The organism is Dactylosporangium sp. NPDC049525, assembly GCF_040676755.1.
GTDB lineage: Bacteria > Actinomycetota > Actinomycetes > Mycobacteriales > Micromonosporaceae > Dactylosporangium.
Genome location: NZ_JBFAPO010000002.1, coordinates 347,676 through 372,418, shown reverse-complemented (window position 1 = coordinate 372,418; position 24,743 = coordinate 347,676). Strand labels below are relative to the sequence as shown.

Below are 24,743 nucleotides of genomic sequence, written 5' to 3'. Positions count from 1 at the left end.
GGGTACACCGGCGATTCCACCGATGCCGGCGGCCGGTGGCCGGGCCAAGGTGGCATTCATGGCACCCTATGCATCGGCGCGCCTCGCAGTCGCCGTCACGATGGTCCTTGGCCTTGCCGCCGCAGCTGGGCCCGCCGCCGCGACCGGGCCCGCCGCGGCGGCCGAGCCGGTCAGGACACCGGTGGCCCGGGCGACGGTGATTGGCCCGCTGCCCGGCACCGTCCCCGGCGACCCGCGCTCGCCGGACGTGCGCGACACCTACCCGTTCTTCTCCACCACCGACGACCTCGCCGCCGCGGGCTACGTCGAGCAGGAGTTCGTCGTCTCCGGCGCCGCCGACGCGTACGACACCGCCGGCAACCAGGTCGCGACCGCCGTGCCGTTCCGGACCCGGGTCGTGGTCCGCCGCCCGGCGCACCAGGTGCGGTTCAGCGGCACCGCCCTGGTCGAGTGGCAGAACGTGACCGCCGGCTACGACCTCGACGCGCTCTGGGACGCCGACGCGATCACCCGCGCCGGGCACGCGTGGATCGGGGTGTCCGCGCAGCGGGTCGGCGTGGACCAGCTGCGTGGCTGGAGCCCGGCCCGGTACGGCGACCTGGACGTGACCGGCGGCGGGCGGTTCCCGGCCGACGAGCTGTCCTACGACATCTACGCCCAGTCCGCCGCGGCCGTCACCCGCGCGGCGATGGGCGGGCTGCGGGTCCGCACGACCCTGGCCGTCGGCGCGTCCCAGTCCGCGGCCCGGATGACCGTCTACTACCAGAGCATCCTGCCGAAGGTGGCGCCGGTCTTCGACGGGTACGCGTTCGTCGTCGGCACCGCGCCGACCCGCGCCGGGGCCGAGCCGGTGTTCCAGGTGCTGTCGGAGACCGACGTGCGGACCCCGCAGCGGCCCGCCGACACCGACGGGTTCCGCCGGTGGGAGGTCGCCGGCGCCGCGCACTCCGGGTGGCGGGGCCAGCAGTACCGGGCGCCGATCTCGGTGCGGGACCTGGGCGCGGCCCCGCAGTACACGTGTGGCTCGCCGCCGTTCAGCCGGGTCCCGCTGGACCACGTGGTGGCCGCCGCGTACGAGCACCTGGTGCGCTGGGTGCGGCGGGGCACGCCGCCGCCGGTCGCGCCGCCGCTGCTGTTCAACGCCGACGGCACGAAGACCCGCGACGCGCTCGGCCTCGCCGCCGGCGGGATCCGGCTGTCGCAGGTGTCGGTGCCGACGGCGCTGAACACCGGGGACAACACCGGCGAGACGTTCTGCCGCCTGTTCGGCACGCACCAGCCGTTCGACGCCGCGACGCTGGAGCGGCTCTACCCGCTCCGCACCGGCTACCTCGCCAAGGTCGTCCTCGCGGACCTGGCGAACGTCCGCGCCGGGTACCTGCAGCCCGCCGACGCCTGGCAGAACCTGATGGGCTGACGGTTCTTATGAAACCTTTAGCGTCGCCCGACGGTCCTTTCACGTGGCGGCCCGATCGTTAGGGCATGACGACGACAGCGGCGCCGGCGGCGACGAAGCGGGCCGCCGGCACGCCGTTCTGGTGGGCGGACGCCGCCAGCGCCGCCGCGGCGGTGAGCCTGCTCGTCGTCACCGCGTTGTGGGTCGGTAACGGCGGCGCGCAGCAGGTCATCGACGGCGGCGCCGGCGCGGTGTCGGCGGCCGGGCGGCTCACCGGCCTGCTCGGCTCGGACCTGCTGCTGCTCCAGGTGCTGCTGATGGCGCGGATCCCCCTCGTCGAGCGGGCGTTCGGCCAGGACCGGCTGGCGCGCTGGCACCGGTGGACCGGGTTCAGCTCGCTGCACCTGACGCTGGCGCACATCCTGCTCATCACGCTCGGCTACGCGGCCGCGGCGGACGCGAACGCCGTCGCCGAGTTGTGGGAGATGGTGGTCGACTACCCCGGAATGCTGCTGGCCACCGCCGGGACGGTCCTGCTGGTCGTGGTCGCGGTCACCTCGATGCGGGCCGCCCGGCGCCGCCTGCGCTACGAGTCGTGGCACCTGCTGCACCTGTATGCCTACCTCGGCGTGGGACTCGCGCTGCCGCACCAGCTCTGGACCGGCGCGGACTTCATCGACTCGCCGCTGTCCAGGGTGTACTGGTGGACCCTCTACGCCACGTCGGCCGGCGCGGTGCTGGTCTACCGGCTCGGGCTGCCGGTGTGGCGCAACGCCCGGCACCGGCTGACCGTCAGCCACGTCGTGCCGGAGGGGCCGGGGCTGACGTCGGTGTACCTGACCGGGCGGCACCTCGACGAGCTGCCGGTGCGGGCCGGGCAGTTCCTGCAGTGGCGGTTCCTGGACGGGCCCGGCTGGACCCGGTCGCACCCGTTCTCGCTGTCCGCGACCCCGCACACCGGGATCCTGCGCATCACCGTGAAGGATCTCGGCGACGGCAGTGCCCGCGTCGCCGCCCTGGCTCCCGGCACCCGGGCGATCGTCGAGGGCCCGTACGGGCGGCTCACCGGCGAGACGTACACCGGCGGCCCCGTCGTCATGCTGGCCTGCGGCATCGGCGTGACGCCGCTGCTGGCGCTGCTCGGCGAGCTGCCCTACGGCTACGGCGAGGCCACGCTGGTCTACCGGTCGCGCAGCGCGGCGGAGGTCGCGTTCCGCGACGAGCTGGACTGGCTGGCCCGGCAGCGTGGCGTGCGGGTCGTCCACCTGCACGGCCCGCGCGCCGACCGCCCGTCGTGGCTGCCGCGGGACTTGGTCGGCGCCGGGAACGGCGACGTCACCGCGCTGCGCCGGCTCGCGCCGCGGATCGCCGACGCGCAGGTCTACGTCTGCGGCCCGGACGCGTGGACGGAGGCGGCCCGTGCCGCCGCGCGTGGCGCCGGCGTCCCGGCGCGGCGCGTGCACACCGAACAGTTCGCCTGGTAACCGGAGAGGACCGCCCCGTTGCGACGGATCACCTTGTGGCTGCTGTCGACCCTGACCGCGGTGGTGCTGCTGTTCAGCTACCGCACCAGCACCATGGGCGCCGGCACCCCGTCCACCGCGACCGCCACCGGCCCCGGCTCGTCCACCGGCGGGAACACTGCTGGCGGGAACACCGCCGGCGGGAGCACCGCGGGCGGGAGCACCGCGGGCGGGAGCACCGCGGGCGGGACCGCCTACAACGGTTCGGTCGCGTCGACCCGCTGGGGTGACGTGCAGGTCACCATCACCGTCGCCGGCGGGAAGATCACCGGCGTGACCGTGCCGGTCTACCCGGACACCAACGGCCGGGACCGGCAGATCAACGCCCGTGCCCTGCCGATCCTGACCCGGGAGACCCTGGCCGCGCAGAGCGCCGACATCGACACCGTCTCCGGTGCCACGGTCACCAGTGAGGGCTACAAGACGTCGCTGCAAGCCGCCCTCGACGCCGCCCACATCTCATGACCCGGCGCGGTCGCGGTCGCCATGGGGTATAGCTGGCAGATGCGAATCCTGGTCGTGGACGACGACGCCGCCGTGCGGGACTCCCTCGCGCGGACGCTGCGGTTCGAGGGGTACCAGGTCGACACCGCCCGCGACGGGCAGGAGGCCGTGGACGCCGCGCGCGCCGACGAGCCCGACGCCATGATTCTCGACGTGAGCATGCCGAGGATGGACGGGCTCCAGGCGTGCCGGCGGCTGCGGGGTGAGGGCCTGCTCGTGCCGGTGCTGATGCTCACCGCCCGCGACAGCGTCGGCGACCGGGTCGCCGGGCTCGACGCAGGCGCCGACGACTACCTGGTCAAGCCGTTCGCGCTGCAGGAGCTCCTCGCCAGGATCCGGGCGCTGCTGCGCCGCTCGCTGCTCGCCGCGCCCGCACCGGCACCCGGCGCGCCGGAGACCCTCGCGTTCGCCGACCTGCGGCTGGACCCGGCGACCCGGGAGGTGTGGCGGGGCGAGCACCCGCTGCGGCTGACCCGCACCGAGTTCGCCATCCTCGAGGTCTTCCTGCGCCACCCGCGGCAGGTGCTGACCCGCGGGGTGCTCTTCGAGCTCGTGTGGGGTTACGACTTCGGCGAGGCGTCCAACAGCATCCACGTGTACCTCGGTTACCTGCGCCGCAAGCTGGAGGCCGACGGCAGTCCCCGGCTGCTCCACACGGTGCGCGGCGTCGGTTTCGTCCTGCGCGAGGAGCCGCTGTGAGGCGGCTGTTCGCGCGGTGGTGGCGCCGGCGCACCCTGCACGACCGGCTGTCGCTGCTGGTGACCGGGGCGGTCGCGGCGGCGGTGCTGACCGTCGCCGGGATCGCGTTCGCGGCGGTCTTCCAGATCCAGCGCCAGCAGCTGCAGTCGCAGCTGGACGCCGACGCGCGGTCCATCGCCGCGCAGCCGGACCAGTGGCGCGACGGCCCGCCGCCGGGCCCTGGTGGCCCCCGCCGCGACCCGCGGCACTGGCGCGACATCGGCCCCCGCTGGCAGGTCCTCGGCCGGGACGCCACCGTCGCCGCCGGCTCCACGAACGGGCTTCCCGTCACCGAGGGGGCCCGGCGGGTCGCGTCCGGCCAGACGCTGCGGCAGCAGGAGGAGGTGTACCTCGACGGGCGCAGCTACCTGATGCTCACCGTCCCGGCGGTCCGCGGCGGCGGTGCGGTGCAGGTGGCGGTCGACCAGAGCCCGGCGCACCGGACCCTGACCGTCTTCGGGCTGCTCATGGCCGCGGGCTGCATCCTCGGCATCGGCGGCGCCGCCGCGCTCGGCCGCACCGTCGCCCGCGCCGGACTGGTGCCGGTGCAGCACCTGACGAAGGCGGTCGAGGACGTCGCGGTCACCATGGACCTGAACCGGCCGGTCCCGATCCACGGCGTCGACGAGATCGCCCGCCTCGGCCAGTCCGTCAACACGATGCTCGCCGCGATCGGCGCCGCCCGCCAGTCGCAGCGGACCCTCGTCGAGGACGCCAGCCACGAGCTGCGGACCCCGCTGACCAGCATCCGGACCAACATCGAGCTGCTGCTGGCGGTGGAGCGGCAGCCGGAGCTGGCGCACCGCCTGCCGCCGGAGGAGCGGGCGAAACTGCTGCGGGACCTCGACGCCCAGGTCGGCGAGCTGGCCGCGCTCACCACCGAGCTGGTCGAGCTGGCCCGGGAGGAGACCACCCGGGAGCCGGCCGAGGACGTCGAGCTGACCGACGTCGTCGACGCCGCGGTCGACCGGGTCCGCATCCGCGTCCCGGCGGTCACGTTCACCACCGACCTGCGGCCCGTCACCGTGCACGGCCGGCCGAACGAGCTGGAGCGGATGCTCGTCAACGTCCTGGACAACGCCGCGAAGTGGAGCCCGCCGGGCGGCGTCGTGCACACCGCGCTGTCCCCCGACGGGGCCGGCTGGGCCCGGCTGGTGGTCACCGACGCCGGGCCGGGCATCGACGCCGACGACCTGCCGCACGTCTTCGACCGTTTCTACCGGGCCGTCGCCGCGCGCGGCATGCCGGGCTCCGGTCTCGGCCTGGCGATCGTCGCGCAGACCGCCGCCCAGCACGGCGGCGCGGTGACCGCCGGCCCGAACGACCCCGTCGGGACCGTCATCACCATCCGGCTGCCGTCCGCCTGACCAAGCCGGCCAAGCCCGGCCAAGCCCGGCCAAGCACCGCGGCGCCCCGGCGCGTTCCGGGCGGTCCACCGCCGCCCGCTGCTACCGTGTCCGGAAAAGAGCGGTAATGTCGCGATCAGGAGCTTTGACCGTGTTGCTGCGCCAACCCAGTCCTCGCCGGACGCGCCGGATGTGTCGGATGCGCCGCGCCGCGCCCGGGATCGCCGCCGGGTTGCTCCTCGCGCTCGCCGCCGGCTGCTCGTCCGGCGACGACGGCCCGACCGGCACCGCCGCCCCGGCCACCGCCACCGCCACCGCCACCGCCACCGCCACCGCCACCGCCACCGCAGCTTCGAGCGGCGCGGCGCCGTCCTCGGCGGCGAGCACGTGCGCCACCCCGCCGGCCGCCGCCGCGGGCCCGGACGCGGCCGCCGCGACCCTCACCGCGACGCAGGCGTTCCTCGGCATGCTCGACGCGACCCAGAAGACCGCGGTGCAGGCCGAGCGCACTCAGGAGAACCTGTCACTGTGGTCGAACCTGCCCGACCAACTGTTCAAGCGGGCCGGGCTGCGCCTGGACAAGCTGAGCGCGGCGCAGCGGGCGGCCGCCCAGAACGTGCTGAAGGCGGCGCTCAGCGACGAGGGCTACCAGCAGGTCACCCAGATCTCGACCGCCGACCACTCCTGGATCCGGGTCGTCGGCGCGCCTGCCGCCACCGGCAGGTGGACGGTCCAGTACGGCGGGCACCACCTGGCGGTCAACGTCACCGTGGCGGGCGCGGCGATGACCCTGGCGCCGACACTGTGGGGCGCCCAGCCGGCCTCGTACACCGCAGGCGGCACCAGCGCGGAGCCGTTGTGCGGCGAGACCCGGAAGGCGTTCGCGCTCATCGGCGCGCTCGACGCGACCCAGCAGCGGGCCGCGATCCTCACCGCGCCGGTCAAGGAGATCGCGCTCGGCGCCGGCCAGGACGGCAAGACCCTCGCCGCCGAAGGCGTCAAGGCCTCGACGTTCACCGGCGCGCAGCGGCAGCTGCTGCTCGCCCTGGTCGACGAGTGGATCACCCCGCTGAACCCGGGGCAGGCCGCCGCCAAGCTCGCCGCCGTCGAGCAGGACCTCGGCTCGGTCACGTTCGCCTGGCACGGGGCGACCACCATCGGCCGGCCGATCTACTACCGGGTGCAGGGCCCGACCTTCACCATCGAGTTCGCGCACCAGCAGGGGCAGGGCGCCAACGCCGGCGGGATCACCCACATCCACGCGATCTACCGCGAGCCCGGCAACGACTACGGCGCCGGTCTCAGCTCGTGACGCGCCGGCGCAGGGCGGTGGCGGCCGTCCTCGGCGGGTTCGCGGCCGGCGCCGTGCTGCTCGCCGGGCCGGCCGCCGCGCACCCGACCGACGAGGTCATCCAGCAGGCGTACCTGACCCCGACGACGTCGGGCCTCACCGTCGAGCTGGACCTGACCCCCAGGGTCCTCGTCGCGCCGGCGTTCGCCGCGGACGTCGACACCGGCCGGAACCGGGCGATCAGCGCGCAGGAGGAGGCGTGGTTCGTGGCCGGCGTCGCCTCGGCGCTCACGCTGCGCGTCGACGGCGCGACGGTGCCGCTCACCGTCACCGGGCACACCGTGGCGCCGTACCAGCTGCTCGCCGCGGCGGGCGGCGCCGTGACCATCACCCTCACCGCGCCGCTGCCGGCCGGCGCCCGCAGCATCGAGTTCCACGACGCGTTCGACCCGGGCCGCTCCACGGTGCAGCAGGACGTGCTCGTCGCGCCCACCGACCCGGCCGGCATCGACACGATCAGCCGCGCCGCCGGCGGACGCACGATCACCGTCACCCTCGCCGAGCCGGCCGTGGCACGGGCACCCGCGGCGGCCCGTACCCCTGCGGCAGGCGGCGGATCGGGGCTGCTGCGGGCGTTGCGCGAGCCGTTGAGCTCGCCGTGGGCCCTGGTCGCGCTGCTGGCCACGTGCGCGCTGCTCGGCGCCCTGCACGCGCTGACCCCCGGGCACGGCAAGGCGCTGCTCGCCGCGCACCTGGTGGGGACCCGCGGCACGCCACGGCAGGCGATCGGCCTCGGCGCGGTCATCACGGTCTCGCACACGGCCGCGGTGATCGCGCTCGGGGTGGCGGTCCTCGCGGCCGGCCGGTTCATCGCGCCCGGGGTCGTGGTGCCGGTCCTGGAGGTCGCCGCGGGTGCCGTCGTGGTCGTCCTCGGCGCGCGGCTCCTGCTCCGCCGCCGCGGTCACCCACACGACCACCCGCACCACCACGAGCCGGGCGGCGCGCTGATGGGCGTCACCGGCGGCATCATCCCGTGCCCCGAGGCCCTGAGCGTGCTGCTCCTCGCGATCGGCCTCAACCGCACCGCGCTCGGCCTCGGGATGATCGCGGCGTTCAGCGCCGGGCTCGCCGCCGTCCTGGTCGGGTCCGGCCTGCTCCTCGTCAGCGCCCGGACGACCCTGGAACGCTTCCGGGGCCGGGCGACCGGCCGGCTCGCGCGCTGGGTGCCGGCGGTGTCCGCGGCGGTGGTGACGGCGCTCGGCGTGACGATGGCGGTGACCGGCATGGCGCACCTCACGCGATGAGCGCGGGCCGGTCCTTCCACAGCACGACGCCGGCGCTGGCGGCCACGACGAGCCCGATCGCCGCGATCTGCGCCGGGTGCAGGTCCTGGCCCAGGATCACGAAACCGGCGAGGGCCGCGATCGCCGGGCCGAGGCTCATCAGCACCGCGAACGTCGACGTCGGCAGGCGCCGCAGCGCGGCCAGCTCGAACGTGTACGGCAGCACCGACGACAGCACCGCGACCGTCGCGCCGAGCGCGAGGACTTTCGGTTCGAGCAGCGCGCCGCCCGCGTCGAGAATGCCGGCGGGCAGGGCGAGGAGCGCCGCGACCAGCATGGCGAGGGTGAGCCCGTCCCGCTTCGGGAAGTTCGCGCCGGCCCGCGCCGACAGCATGATGTAACCGGCCCACGCCGTGCCGGCCAGGAACGCGCAGCCGACGCCGAGCGGGTCGAGCTGGTCGAAGCCGCCGCCGCCGAGCAGCACGACCCCGGCGAGCGCGAGCAGTGCCCACAGCCACGCGACCCGGCGGCGGGCGGTGACCACCGACAGGGTCAGCGGCCCCAGCACCTCCAGGGTGACGACCGGGCCGATCGGCATGCGCGCGATGGCGACGTAGAACGCCAGGTTCATCCCGGCGAGGACCGCGCCGAAGACGCCGACGAGGATCCACTGGCGGCGGGTGTACCCGCGCAGCCTCGGCCGCCCGACCGCCACGAGGAGTGCGGCGCCGATGACCAGCCGCAGCGAGACGACCCCGGCCGCCCCGGCGAGCGGGAAGAGCGTGGTGGCGACCGCCGCTCCACTGTGGACCGACGTCTGGGACGCGAGGACCCGCCACACCCCGCCGGTGCGGCCTTCGGCGGGCGTGTCGATCGGTGCGGGCACGGTCAGGACGTCGGTCACCCGCACGACGCTATGCACCGCGGCGGATCTTGTGAAATGCCGCTTCGCCGCTGGTTATGCTGCACACGCATGACCATCGAGCTGCGGCACCTCAGAGGGTTCCTCGCCATCGCGGAGGAGGGCAACCTCACCCGCGCGGCGGCCCGGCTGCACCTGACGCAGCCGGCGCTGACCCGCACCCTGCAGCAGCTCGAGGCGCACCTCGGGGTGCGGCTGGTCGACCGGTCCACCCACCACCTGGCGCTGACCCCGGCGGGCCACGAGTTCCGGCGCAACGCGGCCGCCGCGCTCGCCGCCGTCGAGCACGCCCTGGACCCGGACCGGTTCCGGGGGCTCCCGGTCCGGCTGGGGCACGCGTGGTCGGCGCTCGGGGCGTACACCACCTCCCTGCAGCGGCGGTGGAAGCGGGCGCACCCCGAGACGGTGCTGGAGGTGCTCCGCCTCGACGAGCGCAGCGCGGGGCTCGCCTCCGGCGCGGTCGACGTCGCCGTCCTGCGCGGACCGGCCGGCGAGCCCGGGGTGCGCGGCGTGCCCGGCGTCACCGTGGCCCACCTGATGCGGGAGCCGCGCCTCGCCGCCGTCGCCGACGACAGCCCCCTGGCCGGACGGGCCGAGCTGACCCTCGCCGACCTCGCCTCGCGCCCCGTCGCGCTGAACACGGTGACCGGCAGCACCACCCTCGCGCTGTGGCCGCCGGGCGCGGCGCCGTCCCAGGTCGTGCCCGTGAAGAACACCGACGACTGGCTGTCGGTCATCATCGCCGGCGACGCGGTCGGGGTGACCACCGCCGGGACCGCCGCGATGCACCCGAACCCGGCGGTGCGCTACGTGCCGCTCACCGACGCCCCACCCGTCGACGTGATCCTCGCCTGGCGCGAGCCGGTCACCCACCCCGCGGTCCCGGACCTGCTCCGCCTCGCCCACGACGTCGTCAGGCGCTGACGGTGTACCCCTCGACAGCTTGCGGAGGATGACGGATGCAGCGCTTCACCCCCGGCGGCGGGTGGCCGTTGCGCCGGCGGCGGCTCCAAGATGCGCCGGCGCGGGTCCTCACGTATGACGAGGCCGTGGCCGAAGCCGACGGGCACGGCGCGCTGCTGCGCACCCACGGGCGTCGCACCGCCCGGGCGGTGCTGATGCTGCACGGCTACACGCACGGCCCCGGGCAGGTCGCCGGGCTCGCCGAGCTGTTCTTCGAGCGGGGTTGCACCGTGTACGCCCCGCGAGCCCCACGGCACGATCCCGGCGAACCGGGTGCTCACCAGGGGTTCACGGCGGCGCAGCTGCTGCGGTACGCCGGCGACGCCCTCGACGTGGCGGCCGCCCTCGGTGAGGAGGTCGGGGTCGTCGGGGTCTCCGCCGGCGCGGCCCTGGCGACGTGGCTCGGCGCCCACCGCGGCGACCGGGTCGCGCGCCTGCTGCTGATCACGCCGCTGTTCGCGCCGCACGCGGGGCGGGTGCCGCCGGCGCTCCTGCGGGCGGCGACGGTGCTGTACGGGCTGCGCCTGCCCCCGGACCGGGTCAACGAGCGCGGCTACTCGTTCACGGCCGTCGCCCAGTACCTGCGGGTCGCGGCGAACCTCCCGGCGGCGCCGGTGACCGGTGCGCTGCGGCACGTGGCGGTCGTCACGTCGCCGGGCGACACGGTCGTGGACGCGGCCCGGGCCGAGGCGGTGCCGGCGTGGCTGGCCGCGGCGGCCGGCGCGACCTTCACCCACCACGTCCTGCCGGAGGGTGAGGGCCACGCCCACAACGTCATCGGCGCGCACGCGAGCGCGCTGAACGAGCGCTACCGCGACCTGTACGACGGCTGACGCCTCACCCGGCGTGCCGCCCCGGCGACCCCGTCGCAGCGTGCCGCCCACCGTCGTCCGCGGGCGCACCTGACGGCGGGCCGGGCGGGCCACCAGAACCGCTCGCCGAGCAGCAGCGCGATCGCCGGCACGACGACGGTCCGCACGACGAGGGTGTCCAGCACGACGCCGACGCCGACGATGACCCCGATCTGCGTCAGCACGATGACCGGCAGCACCCCCAGCACCGTGAAGACCGCGGCGAGCAGGATGCCCGCGGACGTGATGACACCACCCGTGGCGCCGAGCGCGCGGATCACCCCGGCGCGGGTGTCGCCGCGCGCCGCCGCCTCCTCCCGTGCCCGGGTGACGAGGAAGATGTTGTAGTCGACGCCGAGCGCCACGAGGAACAGGAAGCTCAGCAGCGGCACGCCCGCGTCCAGCGCCGGGATGCCGAGCCCGTGCCGCAGCACCAGGCTCGCGGCGCCGACGCTCGCGGCGAAGCTGACGATGACGGTGAGCAGGAGCAGCAGCGGCGCCACGACGGAGCGCAGCAGCAGCACCAGCACGAGCAGCACGACGAGCAGCACCAGCGGGACGACGACCCGGTTGTCGCGGGTGTACGCGTCACGCTTGTCCAGGTCCGCGGCGGGCGCCCCGCCGACCAGCGCGTCGCTGCCGGCGAGGCCGGCGAGGCCGGCGAGGGTCGACCGGAGCCGGCGCACCGTGTCGTCCGCGGCGGCGGTGCCGGACGCGGCCCGCAGGTCGACGCGGAGCTTGCCGAGCGTGCCGTCGTCGGAGCGTTCGGGCCGGGCGACCGCGGCGACGCCGTCGAGGCCCCGGACCGCCGCCACGGCCTGGTCGGTGGCGCCGGCGGCGACGATGACGGTCACCGGCTGCGACGACCCGGCCGGGAAGTGCCGGGCCAGGGCCTCCTGCGCGGTGACGGACTCGACCTTGGTCCGGAACTGCTCGGTCTGCGCCAGCCCGATCGACGTGCCGAGCAGGCCGGTGGCGAGGACGGCGAGGACGACCGCCGCGCCGGCGAGGACCCGGGCCGGGTGCCGCCCGACGCCGTGCGCGACCCGGGACCACAGCCCCCGGGTCGTCGGGTCCGGCTCGCCGAGGCGCGGCACGAACGGCCAGAAGATCCCGCGCGGGAGGCTGACCAGCGCGGCCGGCAGCACCACGAGCCCGAACAGCAGCGCCACGCCGACGCCGATCGCGGCGGCGACGCCGAGGGTCCGGTTGGCCGTGAGCACCGCCGCGAGCAGGGTGAGCAGGGCGAGGATCACGGTCCCGGCGCTGGCCACGACCGCCGGCGCCGCGCTGCGCAGCGCCATCGCCATCGCCTCCCGGCGGTCCGGCGTGCGGCGCAGTTCTTCGCGGTACCGCGAGATCAGCAGCAACGCATAGTCGGTGCCGGCGCCGAAGACCAGCACGGACACGATGCCACTGACCGAGGCGTCGGTGCGCTCGCCGACCAGCCCCGCGACCCACGGCAGCAGCTTCGCCACCACCTGGTCGCCGGCGCCGATGACCACCAGCGGGACGATCCACAGCAGCGGGCTGCGATACGTGATGAGCAGCAGCACCGCCACGATGCCGGCGGTGGCCAGCAGCAGCGTGACGTCGGCGCCGTCGAACGCGGCGGCGATGTCGCGCCCGAACGCGGGCCCGCCGGTCACCTGCGCGCGCAGCCCTTCCGGCAGCCCGGCCCGCACGACCTCGCGCAGGCGGTCCACGGTGGACGACAGGGCGTCGCCGGTGCCGCCGAGCGGGACGGCGAGCAGCGCGGCCCGGCCGTCGTCGGCGACCGCGGCCGGTGGCACCTGCCCGCCGGCGGCGGTGCCGGCCAGCGCGGCGCGGGCCCGCTCGACCGCCGCCCGGTCGGCGTCGGTGAGGGGCGCGTCGCGGCGTTCGTACACCACGACCGCGACCTCGGTGCGGCCGCTGGCGAACCGGTCGGCCAGCTCCGTCACCCTGGTCGACTGTTTGCCCGCCGGCAGGCCGTCGCCGGGCTCCGCGGCCGGCTGGGCGGGCGAGGTCAGGAAGACCAGCGCCGTCAGCCCCGCGGTGACGAGCAGGATCAGGACCGCGCCGAGCCGGCCGGTGACGGCGGCTGCCACTCGTGTGCCCACACGCATACCTCTCGAAGACCGAATAGTTCCACGATCGAACTTCTCCTGCCCTCTTGATACCCGCCCCACCCACATCGACGCAAGCATCGACGCAACGCTGCGCGCTCGCGGGATCACGGCCATTGACAACGCGGGATGCGGTGGAGACAGTCGTGACTTCCACCGTCCGGTGGAGCTCACGGGGGAACGAGAGACGATGATGACGCCTGCCCGACCGGCGATCGCTGCCGTGCTCATCGGGATGCTGCTCGCGGTGTCCGGGTGCGGCCTGCGCGCCGCCGGCACCGACGGCAACCTGGTCGACGACTGGACGCCCCTCGGCGCGCCGAAGTTCGACCTGCCCAGCGTCGGGACGTGCCTGAGCAGCCCGTCGAAGACCCCGTTCGACCCGGTGTTCGGGCGGGCCGACCCCATCGAGTGCGACCGCGGGCACACCCTCGAGGTCGTCCTCATCGGCACCGTCGAGGGCAACGCCGCGCAGGCGACCGAGCCGCCGGCGCCCGGCAGCGAGGCCTTCCAGGCGGCGTACACGGCCTGCGGCGCGGCGGTCAAGGACTACGTCGGCGGCGAATGGCACGACGGCATGCTCGGCGTCAACGTGCAGCTGCCGACCCGCACACCGTGGACCGGCGGCCTGCGCTCCTACGTCTGCTCGACCTTCGCGTTGAGCAGCGCCTACGGCGTCATGTCCTTCAGCACCGGATCGCTGAAGGGCGCGATGGCCGGGGACGCGCCGAAGGCGATGCGCTGCATGGAGGTCAACGGCACCAAAGCGTCCGACGGCTGGTGGGACAAGCTCAACGCGCTGACCCCGATCGACTGCGCGCAGCCGCACGAGGGCGAGTTCGCCGGCACCGTGGAGGTGGGCACCGCCGGCGGCGCGATGCCCGCCGCCGACGTCCTGCGCAAGTCGACGCTGGACCGCTGCTGGACCCTCGGCGCCAAGTTCGTGGGCCTCACCGAGTCCCAGTTCGACGCCCGCACCGAGTTCGGGGTCTCCTGGGACGGCATCGACAAGTTCCAGTGGGACGCCGGCGACCATCACGTGCGCTGCTTCGTGCTGACCGGCCCGGGCAAGAAGACCCGCGGCACGATCAAGGGACTCGGCAAGAAGCCACTACCCATCTGAGCGGGCCGCGACCCGCGCCCCTCCAAACGCGGCGGCGTTCGCGTGTCAGAGGTGTGGAGGTGGACGTGGACGCAGAGGAGTCGTTCCTGGCGTACGTGCGGGAGCGGATCGCCGCACTGTCGCGGATCGCGTTCCTGCTGACCGGGGACCGGCATCTGGCCGAGGACCTGGTCCAGGAGACGCTGCTGCGGGTCGTCGGGCGGTGGGCGCGCATCGCCGCCGGCGGCGACCCGGACGCGTACGTCCGCCGGACCCTGTATCACCAGCACGTGTCCGCGTGGCGGCGGCACCGGGGCCGCACCGTGCACCTGGACGCGCAGCCGGAACGGCCACCGGACCGGGCCGGCCCCGACGAGGCGGGCGCGGTCACCGACAGCGTCGCGGTGCGGGTGGCCCTCGCCACCCTCGCCCCGCGGCAGCGGGCGGTGATCGTGCTGCGGTACTTCGAGGACCTCACCGAGGCGCAGACCGCCGACGTGCTCGGCTGCCGCGTCGGCACGGTGAAGAGCCAGACCCGCGACGCGCTCGCCCGGCTGCGGGCGGTCGCGCCGGGGCTGCTGAGCGAGACGGCCGACCCGGAACCCAGCCGAGCGGAGGCACGCCGATGACCCGCGCACACGCACCCGGTCTCGCCGGCCGGCTCACGGCGGCCGCGGAGGACATGCCGGCCGCCCGCGTCCCGGACGACCTGTGGCGGCGCGGGCGGCGGCGGCACCGGACCCGGCGGGCGCTGCGGGTCGCGGCCGCGGCGGCGGTCGTGCTGCTCGTCGCGCTGACCGCGTTCGCCGGCGGCCGATGGGACCGGCAGGCGGTGCCCGCCGCGCCCGGCGCCACCGTCCCGGGGCGGCTGCACCAGCCGTGGCCGTGGCAGGCCAGCGTCGCCGGCGATCCGCGCGGGCCGGCCGCGGTGCTGGTCAGCGGCGGCGGCACCTTCCAGACCCTGGACACGCCGGGCACGTTCGGCAGCCTCATCGGCGTGGTCGGGCGGGACGGCTCCTACCGGATGCTGCGGTACGGGTACACCTACCTGCAGGCGGGGCAGGACGTGCTGCTGTCACCGGACGGCCGGTACGTCGCCGGGCACGGCACCTACGAGCACCTGATCAGCTCCGCCGACGGCACCGTCTCCGTCGTCGACCTCAGCACCGGCAAGGAACGCCGGTATCCGGGCGCGGACGTCGTCGACCCGGTCGCGTGGAGCCCCGACGGCCGGCGGCTGCTGATCAACCGGTACGTCGGGTACCAGCCGGCGGCGGCGGGCAACAGCGAAGCCTTCGACGGGCACGACACCACGACCTTCGACTCCGGCGCACTGTGGCTGCTCGACCTCGACAGCGGCGCCACGACCCGGCTGCTGGACATCGGGCGCGCGGTGCCGGGCCCGGCGGCGTTCGCCCCGGACGGCCGGACCGTCGCGGTGCAGCTGGGCCGGGACGTGACGCTCGTCGACGTGGCCACCGGCGCCCGGCGGGTCCTCACCACGCTGCCGGCGGGCGCGCGGCTCGGCGGCGCCGGGGCGTACACGGCCGACGGCGCCGGTCTCGGCGTGTTCACCGTCGTCGCCGGGTGCACCGCCGACTGCACCAACACGGCGCGCAACGCCCGGTCCTGGCGGCTGACGGTGCTGTCCAGCGCCACCGGTGCGCCCGGCGCCACCTTCGCGACATTCGGCGGGGCGAGCGCCAAGCTGGCCGGTTGGCAGCGCGACGGCACCGCGGTCGTGGTCCGCTACGTCGACGAGACGTCGCCCTACGAGGACCCGGCGTACAGCCCACCGGACGCCTACCGCGAGGTGTCCGATGTGGACCTGCTCGCCCTCGACCCGCGCGGCGGCACGAAACCGTTGCTGGACAAGCCGACCGGCATCGTCTGGGACCTGGACGTGGCGGCGGACCTGGTCGCGGCGGGCGCGTTCGGCGGCCCGTCACCGGCGCCGGGGGTGTTCCCCCTGGCCCGGTGGTTCGCCGCGACCCTGTTGGTCCTCGGGTGTGCCGTGACCGCGGCGGGGTGGCTCAATGTAGTGCTGGTCCGCAGACGCCGCCGGGCGTGACCGTCGGCGGGAGGCCGGGCCCACGCGGCGCCGCCCGGGCGTGACCGTGGGTGGAAGGCCGGCGCCACGCGGCGCCGGCCGGAGCCGTCAGGCGAGGATCGCCTGGTTGGTGGAGAAGACGTTCGTCGGGTCGTAGGAGCGCTTGACCCGCAGGAGCCGGTCACGGTCGGCCGGGGGCCAGTTGGCCTGCAGGGCCTCCGGCCCGGCGCCGCCGGAGAAGTTCATCAGGACGCCGGGGACCGCGGCGTCGCCGGCCGCGGCGAGCACCGCGCCGGTCACGGCGTCGACGACGGGGACCAGGTCGGGCACGCCGAGCCCGATGACGAACAGCGAGTACTCGGCGTCGCGGCCGGTGACCGCGTTCGGCACCGCCGGCGGGCGACCCAGCGCCCCGCCCAGGTGCCGCAGCTCGACCATGATCAATGGCACGTCGACCTGCGGGCCGGCGGCGGCGAGGAGCCCCTCGACGGTCGACGCGGTCAGCTCGCCGAGCAGCACCCCGCGCTCGCGGGTCGGGGTCGGGTCGACCGGGTCCTGGTGGATCGCGTCGACCGCCTGGTACGGCATCTCGCCGACGCCGCCGAGCAGGGCGGGCGCGGCGGACAGCATCGGCGCGAGGAGGCGCTCGGCATCGGTGGCGGCGCCGAGGTACGCGACCCGCAGGTGCACGACGAACGCGCCACGCAGCGGCTCCGGCAGCTGCGGCAGCGGGGGCAGGCGCAGCATGGCCAGGGACGTGTTCATCAGCTCCGGCAGGCCCGGCGCCCACTGCCGGTAGGCGTGCAGGACCTCCGCGGCGTGGGTGGCCGGGAAGTAGATCCCGCCGCCGGTGAGGACCGGCACCTCGAACAGGTCGAACTCGATCGCGGTGACGACACCGAAGTTGCCCTTGCCGCCGCGGACCGCCCAGAACAGGTCGCTCTCGTGGCCGGCGTCGACGGTGCGGGCCACGCCGTCCGCGGTGACGATCTCCACCGAGCGGACGTGGTCGGCGGCGAATCCGAAGGTGCGCCCGAGCGGGCCGAGGCCGCCGCCGAGGGTGTACCCGACGACGCCGACCTGCGACGAGGAGCCGTTCAGCGGCGCCAGCCCGTGCGGTGCGGCCGCCTCGATGACCTTCGACCAGCGCACGCCGGCGGCGGCGCGGGCGGTGCGGGCGGCGGGGTCGACGGTGAGGTCCTGCATGCGGTGGGTGGTGATCAGGACGCAGTCGACGGCGGGGCGGACCGCGCCGTGGCCGGTGGACTGGACGGCGACCGGAAGGCCGTGCCGGCCGGCCCAGCGGATCGCGGCGGCGACGTCGGCGGTGCTGGTGGCGCCGACGGCGACCAGGGGTCTGTGCGGGTTCGCCACGTTCCAGACGGCGATCTCCTCGGCGAAGCCGTCGTCGGTGGGCAGCAGCACCGGTCCGTGCACGGCAGTGACCAGTTCGGCGGCGGCGGACGGGGTGGTGGATACGGTCATGGGTGGTCCCCTCGGGTGGGGCGCCCGCTGAGGTCGGGGCGCCGTGGACCCACCGTGCGCGGTGGCACTTGGCGGCCGGTTAAGACCCGCTTGGCCGCCGCTTCAGTGCCGCCAGCGCCGTGACCTGCGCCACGCTGGCGGCCTCGAGGTGGGCCGCGCCGAGCCGGCGGTGCGCCTCGAGCGCCAGCGTTGCATGCGTTCCGGCGTCGTCGAGGCGGCCGAGGCGCTGCGCGAGGGCGGCGAGGGCGTAGCGCATCGAGCCCCACGACGCGCACCCGGTGCCGACCGTCGACCAGTGGTCGGCGAACGGGAGAATCTCCTCGTACAGCTGCGCCGGGTCGGGCGTGCCGAGCCGCGCGGCGACGAGGGCCCACTGGAACGCGACGAAACTCCAGCACCACAGCATGTCCCGGCCGGTGCCCCAGCGGTCGATGAGCCGCCGGGCGAGGTCCTCGTCGCCGGACTCGCAGGCGGCCAGGACCGCGGTCGGGCGCAGCAGCTCCAGGTGCGGCTCGTCGGCGCGGCGGACCAGTTCGTCGAGCAGGTCGGCGGGTCTGTGCTGGAAGTGGCGGCTGGTGTACAGCAGCGCCAGCCGGATCCACTGGGTGCCCCAGAGACTGGTGTGCGCCTGCAACGCGAACGCCTCGTCGACGAGGCGCTCAGCGTCGGCCCACCGACCGTCGAGCATGGCCCGGCCGGCCCGGGCGTAGGTCACCTGCGCGGCGAGGACACCGGTACGCAGTTCCTCGCCGAGCCGCACGGCGCGGGCCAGGTCGGCGTCGAACCCCGCGACGTCCCCGGCGGCCATCGCGCTGAGCATGCGGTGCAGCCGTCCGGTCAGCTCGACGGTGCGCGGCAGCCCGTCGATCGCGAGCAGTTCGTCGACCGCGGCCCGGCGCCGCTGCTCGCGGTGCGGCACCCACGCGACGTTCCAGTAGTTGTTGAGGGTGCGGGCGAGCACGTCCGGGTCACCGGTGCGCCGGGCGAGCGCGACGGCCTCCTCGGCGTGCGCCTCACCGGCCGGCCGGTCCGGGCTGTGGTACAGCTCGACGGCGAGCGTGCCGAGCAGGACCGCCCGCCGGTGCGGGTCGGTGCCGTCGAGCCGGGCCAGCTGGTCGCGCAGGATGCCGATCATCCGCTCGTCCACGACCAGGTACGGCCGCCACGTCCACAGCGTCACCCCGCCGAACAGGGTCGCCGCGTCCATCGTGAGCCCGTCGTCGCCGAGCTGCCGGGCCAGGGTGAGCGCCTCGTCGAGGACCGCGCGGGTGCCGGCGAGGTCCCCACCGGCGCGCCGGGCGACGCCGAGCTGGACGAGCAGCCGGCACCGGTCGGCGGTGGCCCCGGGCCGGGTCGGGTCCAGCGCGCCGAGCGCCGATTCGAGGTACCCGGCGGCCTCGTCGTACGCCAGCTGCGCCATCGCCAGGTCGGCGGCGCGGCGCGCGTAGCGCACGGCCCGTCCGGCGCCGCCGAGCCGTGCCGCCATGGTGAAGTGGTGCACGAGTCGGCCCAGCAGCGCCGGGTCGTCGGGCCGGTCGAACGCTTCGAGGGCCTCGCCGACCCGCAGGTGCAGCCGGGAGCGTTGCAGCCGGGTGAGCGTGCCATACAGGGTGTCGCGCACGATCGCGTGGGAGAAGCGGTAGTCCCAGCCGTCCGGTACCTCCGTGAGCAGCCCCGCCACGACCGCGGGCTCCAGGGTGCTCATCACCTGCTCGTGCTCGCCGTCGGTGCTGGCCTCCAGCAGCAGCAGCTCCACGTCACGGCCGATGACCGCAGCGGTGCGCAGCATCGCCTGGGTGGTCTCCGGCAGCCGGGACACCCGCCGGCCGACGACGTCGCGGACGCTCTCGGGCACGTCGAGGTCGGCGACCGCCTGCGCGGTGCCCCAGCCGCCCGGGTGTTCGCTGGTGAGCAGCCGCAGCAGTTCCTTGAGGTAGAACGGGTTGCCGCCGGTGCGTTCCAGCAGCGCCAGGACCACGTCGTCGGGGGCGTCGCCGTCGAGGTACGCGGCGACGTCACCGGCGGTGAACGACCCGAGCCGGATCCGGTCGGCGCCGCGCTCGTTGGCGAGCAGGGCCAGGGCCTCCCGCAGCGCCGGGTCACCGTCGGCGAGCTCGGGGCGCAGCGTGCCGAGCAGCAGGATCGGCAGCCGGTGCAGCGCCGGGGCGAGGTGCGCCAGCAGCTGCAGCGACGACGCGTCGGCGACGTGCAGGTCGTCGACGACCAGCAGCAGCGGCTGCTCGGCCGCGCACTCGCGCAGCGTGTCCGCGACCGCCTCGTGCAGGTGGAACAGCGCGGTGCCGGGCTCCTCGGCCCGCCAGCCGCTCTCGCCGCGCCCGGCGAGCACGTCCAGCAGGTGCCGGCGGGATGCGGTGTCCGGCAGCGCCCGCAGGATCTGCGCCCACGGCCAGAACGCGGGGGTCGCGTTGGCCTCGACGCACCGGCTCCAGGCGACCCGCAGCCCATGACCGCCGGCGAGCGTCGCGGCGCGCTCGGCGAGCAGGGTCTTGCCGAGGCCTGCCTCCCCGACGACGAGCACCACCCCGCCCCGGCCGGCGCGGGCCAGGGCGAGCCGTTCGTCGATGTGGCGCTCCTCCCGGTCGCGGCCGACCAGCGCGACCTCGGCGCCGTAGCCGGCGTCGAACCCACCCTCCACGCCGCGAACGAAGCCACGGTCCGGGCCACGGTCCGAGCCACGGTCCGAGCCACGGTCGGGGTGACCGGTCGGCCGTGGTGCGGCCGGGCGATCGGTCGTGGCCGGGCCCGGCGGGACCTGCGCGATCGGTCCACGGTCGACGTGCGGCGGGTGGATCCGGCCGGGCTCGACGGCGCCGCGCCGCGCGAGCTGATCGTGGGCAAGGGCCGGGTCGTGCCGCAGGATCGCCGCCTCCAGGGCCCGCAGCTGCGGGCCGGGTGGCAGCCCCAGCTCCTCGTCGAGGACCGTCCGGGCCCGCCGGAAGGCGGCGAGGGCGTCGGCCTGGCGGCCGTCGCGGTACAACGCGAGCATCAGCTGACCCCAGGACCGTTCCCGGAACGGATGCCGGTCAAGCATGCCCTGCGCCGCCGCGGCCGCCGCGGCGTGCCGCCCGGTGGCGAGGTGGACCTCGACGAGATCCTCGACGGCGCTGTCGCGCACCTCGCCGAGCTGCGCGGCGGTCGCGGCGGCGAACTCCTCGTCGGCGAAGTCCGCCAGCGGCGCGCCCCGCCATTCCCGCAGCGCGGCGGTGAGCAGCACCTCCGCCTCGTCGAAGTCGCCCGCCGCGAGCCTGGCCCGGGCGGCCTCGGCGCCGTGGGTGAGGCGCAGCGCGTCGACCTGCCCGGCGCCGACCGCCAGCAGGTACCCGGGATCTCTGGTCACCAGCACCGTCGCCGGGGTCCGGGGTGGACGGTCCGGCTCCAGGATCCGGCGCAGCTGCGAGACGTACACCTGCAGCGTGCTGGTCGCGCTCGACGGCGCCTCGCCGGCCCAGAGGCCGTTGATGATCCGGTCCAGCGACACCACCCGGCCGGGATCCAGCAGCAGCACCGCCAGCACCGCGCGTTGCTTGCGGGCGCCGAGTTCCAGCGGCGCGCCGTGCGGCGGCTGGACTTCCAGCGGGCCGAGGATCCGGAAGTCGAGCCGTGTCACGCGGGTCACGATATCCGCCGGTCGGCGCCTCGCGGACCGGTCGTCGGATCTTGGACTCGCCGGTCCGTCAGACGGTCAGCAGCTCGCCCAGGCGGCGGGCGACGGGCCACGCGCCGTCGGACGTGTTCGACACGACGGTCCACGTCAACGCCGTGGCAGGGTTGTGCACGCTGCGGAACGACACGCCCGCGTCGTAGCCTTCGAGGATCACCGCCGGGCCGGTCTCCGGCAGCCAGAAGCCGAGGCCGTAGCGGCGCTGCTCGCCGGGCACGTCGCTGCGCGGCCGGACCATCTCCGCGACCCGCGCCGCGGGCAGGAGCCGCCCGGCGAACAGCGCCCGCCAGAACGCGCTCACGTCCGCGACGGTCGAGCTCATCCCGCCGTCGCCGCTGCCGCGCACCGGCAGGTGCAGCACGTTGGTGCGGTCGGCGCCGGGCACCGGCAGGTAGCCGGTGGCCAGGCCGGCCGGTGGCTCGTCGGAGCGGTGGAACCCGGTCGCGGTCATGCCCGCCGGCCCGCACACCCGCCGCCCGACCAGGTCGTGGAACGGCGCGCCGCCGGCCCGCTCGGCGATGAGGGCGAGCACGACGTAGCCGCTGTTGCAGTAGCAGAACCGGGTGCCGGGCGCGAACTTCGCCGGGTGGCCGCCGAGGACCTTCAGGTAGTCCTCGGTGTCCAGCAGTTCGTGGACCGGCACGGGCAGCACGTAGTCGGTGATGTCGCCGCCGGCGTCCTCGTCGTAGTAGTCGCCGATCCCGGACGTGTGCGCGAGGAGCTGCTCGACGGTGACGTCGGCGCCGATGAGCGGCAGGTCCGCGCCGAGCACCTGCCGCGCCGGGGTGTCGAGGGCGAGCAGCCCGTCCTCGACGAGGCCCAGCACGACCACGGCGGTCATGCCTTTGGTGCCGGACGCGATCCCGAACCTCGTGCCGGGCGTGTTGGGCAGCCCGGCGGCCCGGTCGGCGAGCCCGTGCGCGGCGACGACCTCGACGGTGCCGCCCCGCTCGACGCTGACGACGCCGGAGAACCCGGTGCGCCGTGCGACCTCGTCGACCTCGTCGGCGATGGCGTCCACGGGCGGCTCCCGAGATCGGAGTGGTGACGGCGGTCGGCCCGGAGGCCATCTTTTTTACTGAAAGAAGGAGCCGTCACCGGCGCACCGGAAGCTGCCCGGGTCACCGTAACGCGACCCGGGCAGCGACGCCGCCGAATATTCACGCCGGGCAGGCGGCCCCGAACGACGGCCGGTCGGTCATGGTGAACCGGCAGCCGAAGTCCGCGGCGGCGACCGCGCGGCGGTCCAGGATCGCGTCGCCGGCCGGCCGGTGCCCGGTCCGCACCCACGAGACCAGGTCGTCGAAGCCGCGCGCCAGTTCCGGCCCGGTGAACTCGCAGTGCCCGAGGGCCCGCACCGCGCGCGACACGAACAGCTTCCCGCGGCCCTGCAGCGCGGCGCGCCGGGCGTACTCCTGCTCCATCGACAGCGGCACGAACAGGTCGCCGATCGTGTGCATCGACAGCACCGGGACGCGCGGGCGCCCGTCGACGCGCGGCACCCCGGACAGGTCCCGGGACGGCCGGTCGGTCCGGTCCACGCGCAGGACGTCGCGGTTGAGCCGCAGCTCGTCGCGCGACAGCCACGGGTTGTCGTCGCTCTGATACAGGGTGAGGCGGTTGGACGTGATGTTGCCCTTGGCGATGTTCGCGGTGCCCCCGGACAGGCCCGGGTAGACGCCGAACAGGAACGGCACCGACGTCAGCGGCGGGATCGCCGGCAGCGCGCTCCAGTAGGCGATCGCGGCGTCGAAGCCGGGCCGGGTGCCGCCGCTGCGCTGCTCGACGTAGTCACCCCACTGCCGGCCCAGCGCGGTCAGCCCGGCGCCCGTGCCCAGCAGCGGCACCTCCTGCGCGACCTGCTGGCGGTACACCTCCAGGAACGAGGGATCGACGGGTGCCTTCGGGAACGTGATGGCGGTGCCGGTGAGCGCCGCGGCGGTGACGTTCGCGTCCAGGAAGTAGTCGAACAGCTCCCCGTCGCCGAGGACGCCGCAGACGGGCATCGCCCCGACGAACGCCGACGGGTGCTCCTCGATGGCAACGGCCGCGACGTGCCCGCCCATCGAGGCCCCGGTCATGTAGACGGCCCGGGCGGATTGCCCGGTGCGCTCCTTGAAGCGCTGGATCAAGGTGTACGAGTCCCGCACGCCCTGCCCGACGTCGTAGCCGTTGGTCTGGTAGCTCGACGCCGCCCAGGCGAACCCGCGCGACAGGTAGTGGGCGCGCAGCGACGGGCTGTCGACGAACACGCTCGTGCCGCTGCCGCGGAAGCCGTGCGCGTAGAGCACCAGCTCGCCGTTCCACGCGGCGGGCCGTTCGAGGCGGTAGGCGGCCCCGTCGACGATCCCGGTCCACACCGAGGACCCGCCGACCGGCGTGAACGGTGTGCCGTTGACGTCACAGTCAGGGTCGGCGACGGTGTAGCCCGGCTGGGTGGTGCTGACGACCGGCGGCCCGCACACCGGCGGATCCGCCGACGCGGGCGAGGGGACGGCGAGGATCCCCACGACAAGTACCAACGACGCAACGCTGCGCATCCACACATGGAACGCCCGTCGATGCCTTCATGTCAACGAGAAGTATGCACTCACCGTGCGACTTGTCTCGATTTCCCTGAAACCCGAAAGGGCTTCTAGACTCCCGGACCCATGGACCGCCGTCACCTGCGTTGGATGATCCCCGCCGCGGGCGGCGTCCTCGCCGTCGTCGTCTCGATCGTGCTCGTCGTGCAGGACGGCGGCAACGCCGCCTGCGCCGCCGCGCCGCCCGTGGCGCGGGACCCCGTGGTGGAGAACGTGCGCGGCGGCAGCGCCTCCTACTACAGCACCAACCGCAACGGCATGTGCAACCTCGGCGCCCCGTCCAGCGACGGCTACGCCGCCATCGGCCCGGCCGAGTGGGCCGGCGGCGCGGCGTGCGGGTCCTATCTCGCCGTGACCGGCCCCAACGGCCAGACGACCCCGGTCCAGGTCGTCGACCAGTGCCCGTCCTGCCCCGCCGGGAAGATCGACCTGAGCAGGGCCGCCTTCGCCCGCATCGGCTCGGTGAGCGCCGGCATCATCCAGATCACCTACGGCACGCTGCGCGACCCTGCGCTGCCCGGCCCCCTGAAGGTCCGGGCGAAGGGCGGCAGCGGCTACTCGTCGCTGTCGGTCGTCCTGGACAACCACGGCAACCGGCTGTCCACCGTGGAGCTGCAGGCCGGCGCCGGCTGGACCGCCCTGAAGCACAACGCCGACAACACCTGGACCGGCCCGTCCGGCCTCACCGGCCCGATCACGCTGCGGGTCACGGACACGGCGGGGCACCAGGTCACGGTCCCGGGGGTGGCGCTGGGCTCGTCGGCGTTCCAGCAGACCGGCACGCTCATGTACAGCCCCACCGCGGCGTCGCCGTCGCCGTCGCCGTCCCCTTCGCCGTCCGCGCCGCCGTCCCCGTCCGCCGTGGCGAGCCCGGTCGGGGCCGCCGCCAGCGCCGGCGCGCCCGTCTGCTGACG

19 protein-coding genes are annotated in these 24,743 nt (G+C 75.2%); 13 read left to right on the top strand and 6 right to left on the bottom strand.

Annotated features, from left to right (window positions below):
* Positions 1–58 precede the first annotated feature (58 nt).
* The 7 genes from AB0K00_RS06025 to AB0K00_RS05995 all read left to right on the top strand — a co-directional run bounded on the left by AB0K00_RS06025 (position 59) and on the right by AB0K00_RS05995 (position 8,102).
* On the top strand, positions 59–1,417 hold the full coding sequence (locus tag AB0K00_RS06025) for an alpha/beta hydrolase domain-containing protein (protein ID WP_363516045.1): 1,359 nt from the start codon (positions 59–61) through the stop codon (positions 1,415–1,417).
* A 65-nt stretch (positions 1,418–1,482) separates the two neighbouring features.
* A complete protein-coding gene (locus AB0K00_RS06020; protein WP_363516042.1) occupies positions 1,483–2,880 on the top strand; it encodes a ferredoxin reductase family protein in 1,398 nt (465 codons plus the stop codon).
* 18 nt (positions 2,881–2,898) lie between these two features.
* The gene (locus AB0K00_RS06015; RefSeq protein ID WP_363516039.1) at positions 2,899–3,384 is read left to right on the top strand and encodes an FMN-binding protein; all 486 of its coding nucleotides are present in this window, start codon (positions 2,899–2,901) and stop codon (positions 3,382–3,384) included.
* Positions 3,385–3,423: 39 nt separating this feature from the next.
* Positions 3,424–4,122, top strand: coding sequence for a response regulator transcription factor (locus AB0K00_RS06010; protein WP_363516036.1), 699 nt, complete (start codon positions 3,424–3,426; stop codon positions 4,120–4,122).
* Positions 4,119–5,528 (top strand): HAMP domain-containing sensor histidine kinase, encoded by a 1,410-nt coding sequence (locus AB0K00_RS06005; RefSeq protein WP_363516033.1) that lies wholly within the window; start codon positions 4,119–4,121, stop codon positions 5,526–5,528. The genes AB0K00_RS06010 and AB0K00_RS06005 overlap by 4 nt, the downstream gene beginning before the upstream one ends.
* A 178-nt stretch (positions 5,529–5,706) precedes the next feature.
* Positions 5,707–6,819, top strand: coding sequence for a DUF3500 domain-containing protein (locus AB0K00_RS06000; RefSeq protein WP_363516031.1), 1,113 nt, complete (start codon positions 5,707–5,709; stop codon positions 6,817–6,819).
* Positions 6,816–8,102, top strand: coding sequence for a hypothetical protein (locus AB0K00_RS05995; RefSeq protein WP_363516028.1), 1,287 nt, complete (start codon positions 6,816–6,818; stop codon positions 8,100–8,102). The genes AB0K00_RS06000 and AB0K00_RS05995 overlap by 4 nt, the downstream gene beginning before the upstream one ends.
* On the opposite strand, the gene AB0K00_RS05990 is transcribed toward AB0K00_RS05995, so the two are convergent.
* Positions 8,092–8,985, bottom strand: coding sequence for an EamA family transporter (locus AB0K00_RS05990; protein ID WP_363516025.1), 894 nt, complete (start codon positions 8,983–8,985; stop codon positions 8,092–8,094). The two genes, AB0K00_RS05995 and AB0K00_RS05990, sit on opposite strands and share 11 nt — an antisense overlap.
* Positions 8,986–9,054: 69 nt before the next feature.
* Between AB0K00_RS05990 and AB0K00_RS05985 the strand changes: the two genes are divergently transcribed.
* Together AB0K00_RS05985 and AB0K00_RS05980 are read left to right on the top strand one after the other, a co-directional pair.
* Complete coding sequence (locus tag AB0K00_RS05985) at positions 9,055–9,927, top strand: LysR family transcriptional regulator (protein WP_363516022.1); 873 nt, start codon at positions 9,055–9,057, stop codon at positions 9,925–9,927.
* A 35-nt stretch (positions 9,928–9,962) separates the two neighbouring features.
* Positions 9,963–10,799, top strand: coding sequence for an alpha/beta fold hydrolase (locus tag AB0K00_RS05980; RefSeq protein ID WP_363516019.1), 837 nt, complete (start codon positions 9,963–9,965; stop codon positions 10,797–10,799).
* Here the strand turns inward: AB0K00_RS05980 and AB0K00_RS05975 are convergent.
* On the bottom strand, positions 10,775–12,919 hold the full coding sequence (locus AB0K00_RS05975; protein WP_363516016.1) for an MMPL family transporter: 2,145 nt from the start codon (positions 12,917–12,919) through the stop codon (positions 10,775–10,777). The two genes, AB0K00_RS05980 and AB0K00_RS05975, sit on opposite strands and share 25 nt — an antisense overlap.
* Before the next feature lie 196 nt (positions 12,920–13,115).
* Between AB0K00_RS05975 and AB0K00_RS05970 the strand changes: the two genes are divergently transcribed.
* From AB0K00_RS05970 to AB0K00_RS05960, 3 genes are read left to right on the top strand one after another with little or no spacing between them, the layout of a single operon-like run.
* The gene (locus AB0K00_RS05970; protein WP_363516013.1) at positions 13,116–14,048 is read left to right on the top strand and encodes a septum formation family protein; all 933 of its coding nucleotides are present in this window, start codon (positions 13,116–13,118) and stop codon (positions 14,046–14,048) included.
* A 59-nt stretch (positions 14,049–14,107) separates the two neighbouring features.
* Positions 14,108–14,656, top strand: coding sequence for a SigE family RNA polymerase sigma factor (locus tag AB0K00_RS05965; RefSeq protein WP_363516010.1), 549 nt, complete (start codon positions 14,108–14,110; stop codon positions 14,654–14,656).
* Positions 14,653–16,098 (top strand): hypothetical protein, encoded by a 1,446-nt coding sequence (locus AB0K00_RS05960; RefSeq protein WP_363516008.1) that lies wholly within the window; start codon positions 14,653–14,655, stop codon positions 16,096–16,098. The genes AB0K00_RS05965 and AB0K00_RS05960 overlap by 4 nt, the downstream gene beginning before the upstream one ends.
* Before the next feature lie 87 nt (positions 16,099–16,185).
* Here the strand turns inward: AB0K00_RS05960 and AB0K00_RS05955 are convergent, their stop codons facing one another.
* The 4 genes from AB0K00_RS05955 to AB0K00_RS05940 all read right to left on the bottom strand — a co-directional run bounded on the left by AB0K00_RS05955 (position 16,186) and on the right by AB0K00_RS05940 (position 23,784).
* Complete coding sequence (locus AB0K00_RS05955) at positions 16,186–17,562, bottom strand: FAD-binding oxidoreductase (protein WP_363516005.1); 1,377 nt, start codon at positions 17,560–17,562, stop codon at positions 16,186–16,188.
* Positions 17,563–17,641: 79 nt separating this feature from the next.
* Positions 17,642–21,190 (bottom strand): BTAD domain-containing putative transcriptional regulator, encoded by a 3,549-nt coding sequence (locus AB0K00_RS05950; RefSeq protein ID WP_363516002.1) that lies wholly within the window; start codon positions 21,188–21,190, stop codon positions 17,642–17,644.
* Positions 21,191–21,257: 67 nt separating this feature from the next.
* Positions 21,258–22,265: a serine hydrolase domain-containing protein gene (locus tag AB0K00_RS05945; RefSeq protein ID WP_363515999.1), complete on the bottom strand. Its 1,008-nt coding sequence runs from the start codon at positions 22,263–22,265 to the stop codon at positions 21,258–21,260.
* A 139-nt stretch (positions 22,266–22,404) separates the two neighbouring features.
* A complete protein-coding gene (locus AB0K00_RS05940; protein ID WP_363515996.1) occupies positions 22,405–23,784 on the bottom strand; it encodes a phthalyl amidase in 1,380 nt (459 codons plus the stop codon).
* A gap of 111 nt (positions 23,785–23,895) precedes the next feature.
* Here AB0K00_RS05940 and AB0K00_RS05935 point away from each other — a divergent pair, with 111 nt between their 5' ends.
* Positions 23,896–24,741 carry an expansin EXLX1 family cellulose-binding protein gene (locus AB0K00_RS05935; RefSeq protein WP_363515993.1) on the top strand — a complete coding sequence of 282 codons (846 nt, stop codon included), beginning with the start codon at positions 23,896–23,898 and terminating at the stop codon, positions 24,739–24,741.
* Positions 24,742–24,743 lie beyond the last annotated feature (2 nt).

Coding starts and splice junctions, on each gene's coding strand:
- AB0K00_RS06020 (WP_363516042.1), top strand. CDS start 1,483: ATGACGACGACAGCGGCGCCGGCGGCGACGAAGCGGGCCGCCGGCACG.
- AB0K00_RS05980 (WP_363516019.1), top strand. CDS start 9,963: ATGCAGCGCTTCACCCCCGGCGGCGGGTGGCCGTTGCGCCGGCGGCGG.
- AB0K00_RS06000 (WP_363516031.1), top strand. CDS start 5,707: ATGCGCCGCGCCGCGCCCGGGATCGCCGCCGGGTTGCTCCTCGCGCTC.
- AB0K00_RS06010 (WP_363516036.1), top strand. CDS start 3,424: ATGCGAATCCTGGTCGTGGACGACGACGCCGCCGTGCGGGACTCCCTC.
- AB0K00_RS06025 (WP_363516045.1), top strand. CDS start 59: ATGGCACCCTATGCATCGGCGCGCCTCGCAGTCGCCGTCACGATGGTC.
- AB0K00_RS05935 (WP_363515993.1), top strand. CDS start 23,896: ATGGACCGCCGTCACCTGCGTTGGATGATCCCCGCCGCGGGCGGCGTC.
- AB0K00_RS05955 (WP_363516005.1), bottom strand. CDS start 17,562: ATGACCGTATCCACCACCCCGTCCGCCGCCGCCGAACTGGTCACTGCC.
- AB0K00_RS05960 (WP_363516008.1), top strand. CDS start 14,653: ATGACCCGCGCACACGCACCCGGTCTCGCCGGCCGGCTCACGGCGGCC.
- AB0K00_RS05985 (WP_363516022.1), top strand. CDS start 9,055: ATGACCATCGAGCTGCGGCACCTCAGAGGGTTCCTCGCCATCGCGGAG.
- AB0K00_RS05970 (WP_363516013.1), top strand. CDS start 13,116: ATGATGACGCCTGCCCGACCGGCGATCGCTGCCGTGCTCATCGGGATG.
- AB0K00_RS05940 (WP_363515996.1), bottom strand. CDS start 23,784: ATGCGCAGCGTTGCGTCGTTGGTACTTGTCGTGGGGATCCTCGCCGTC.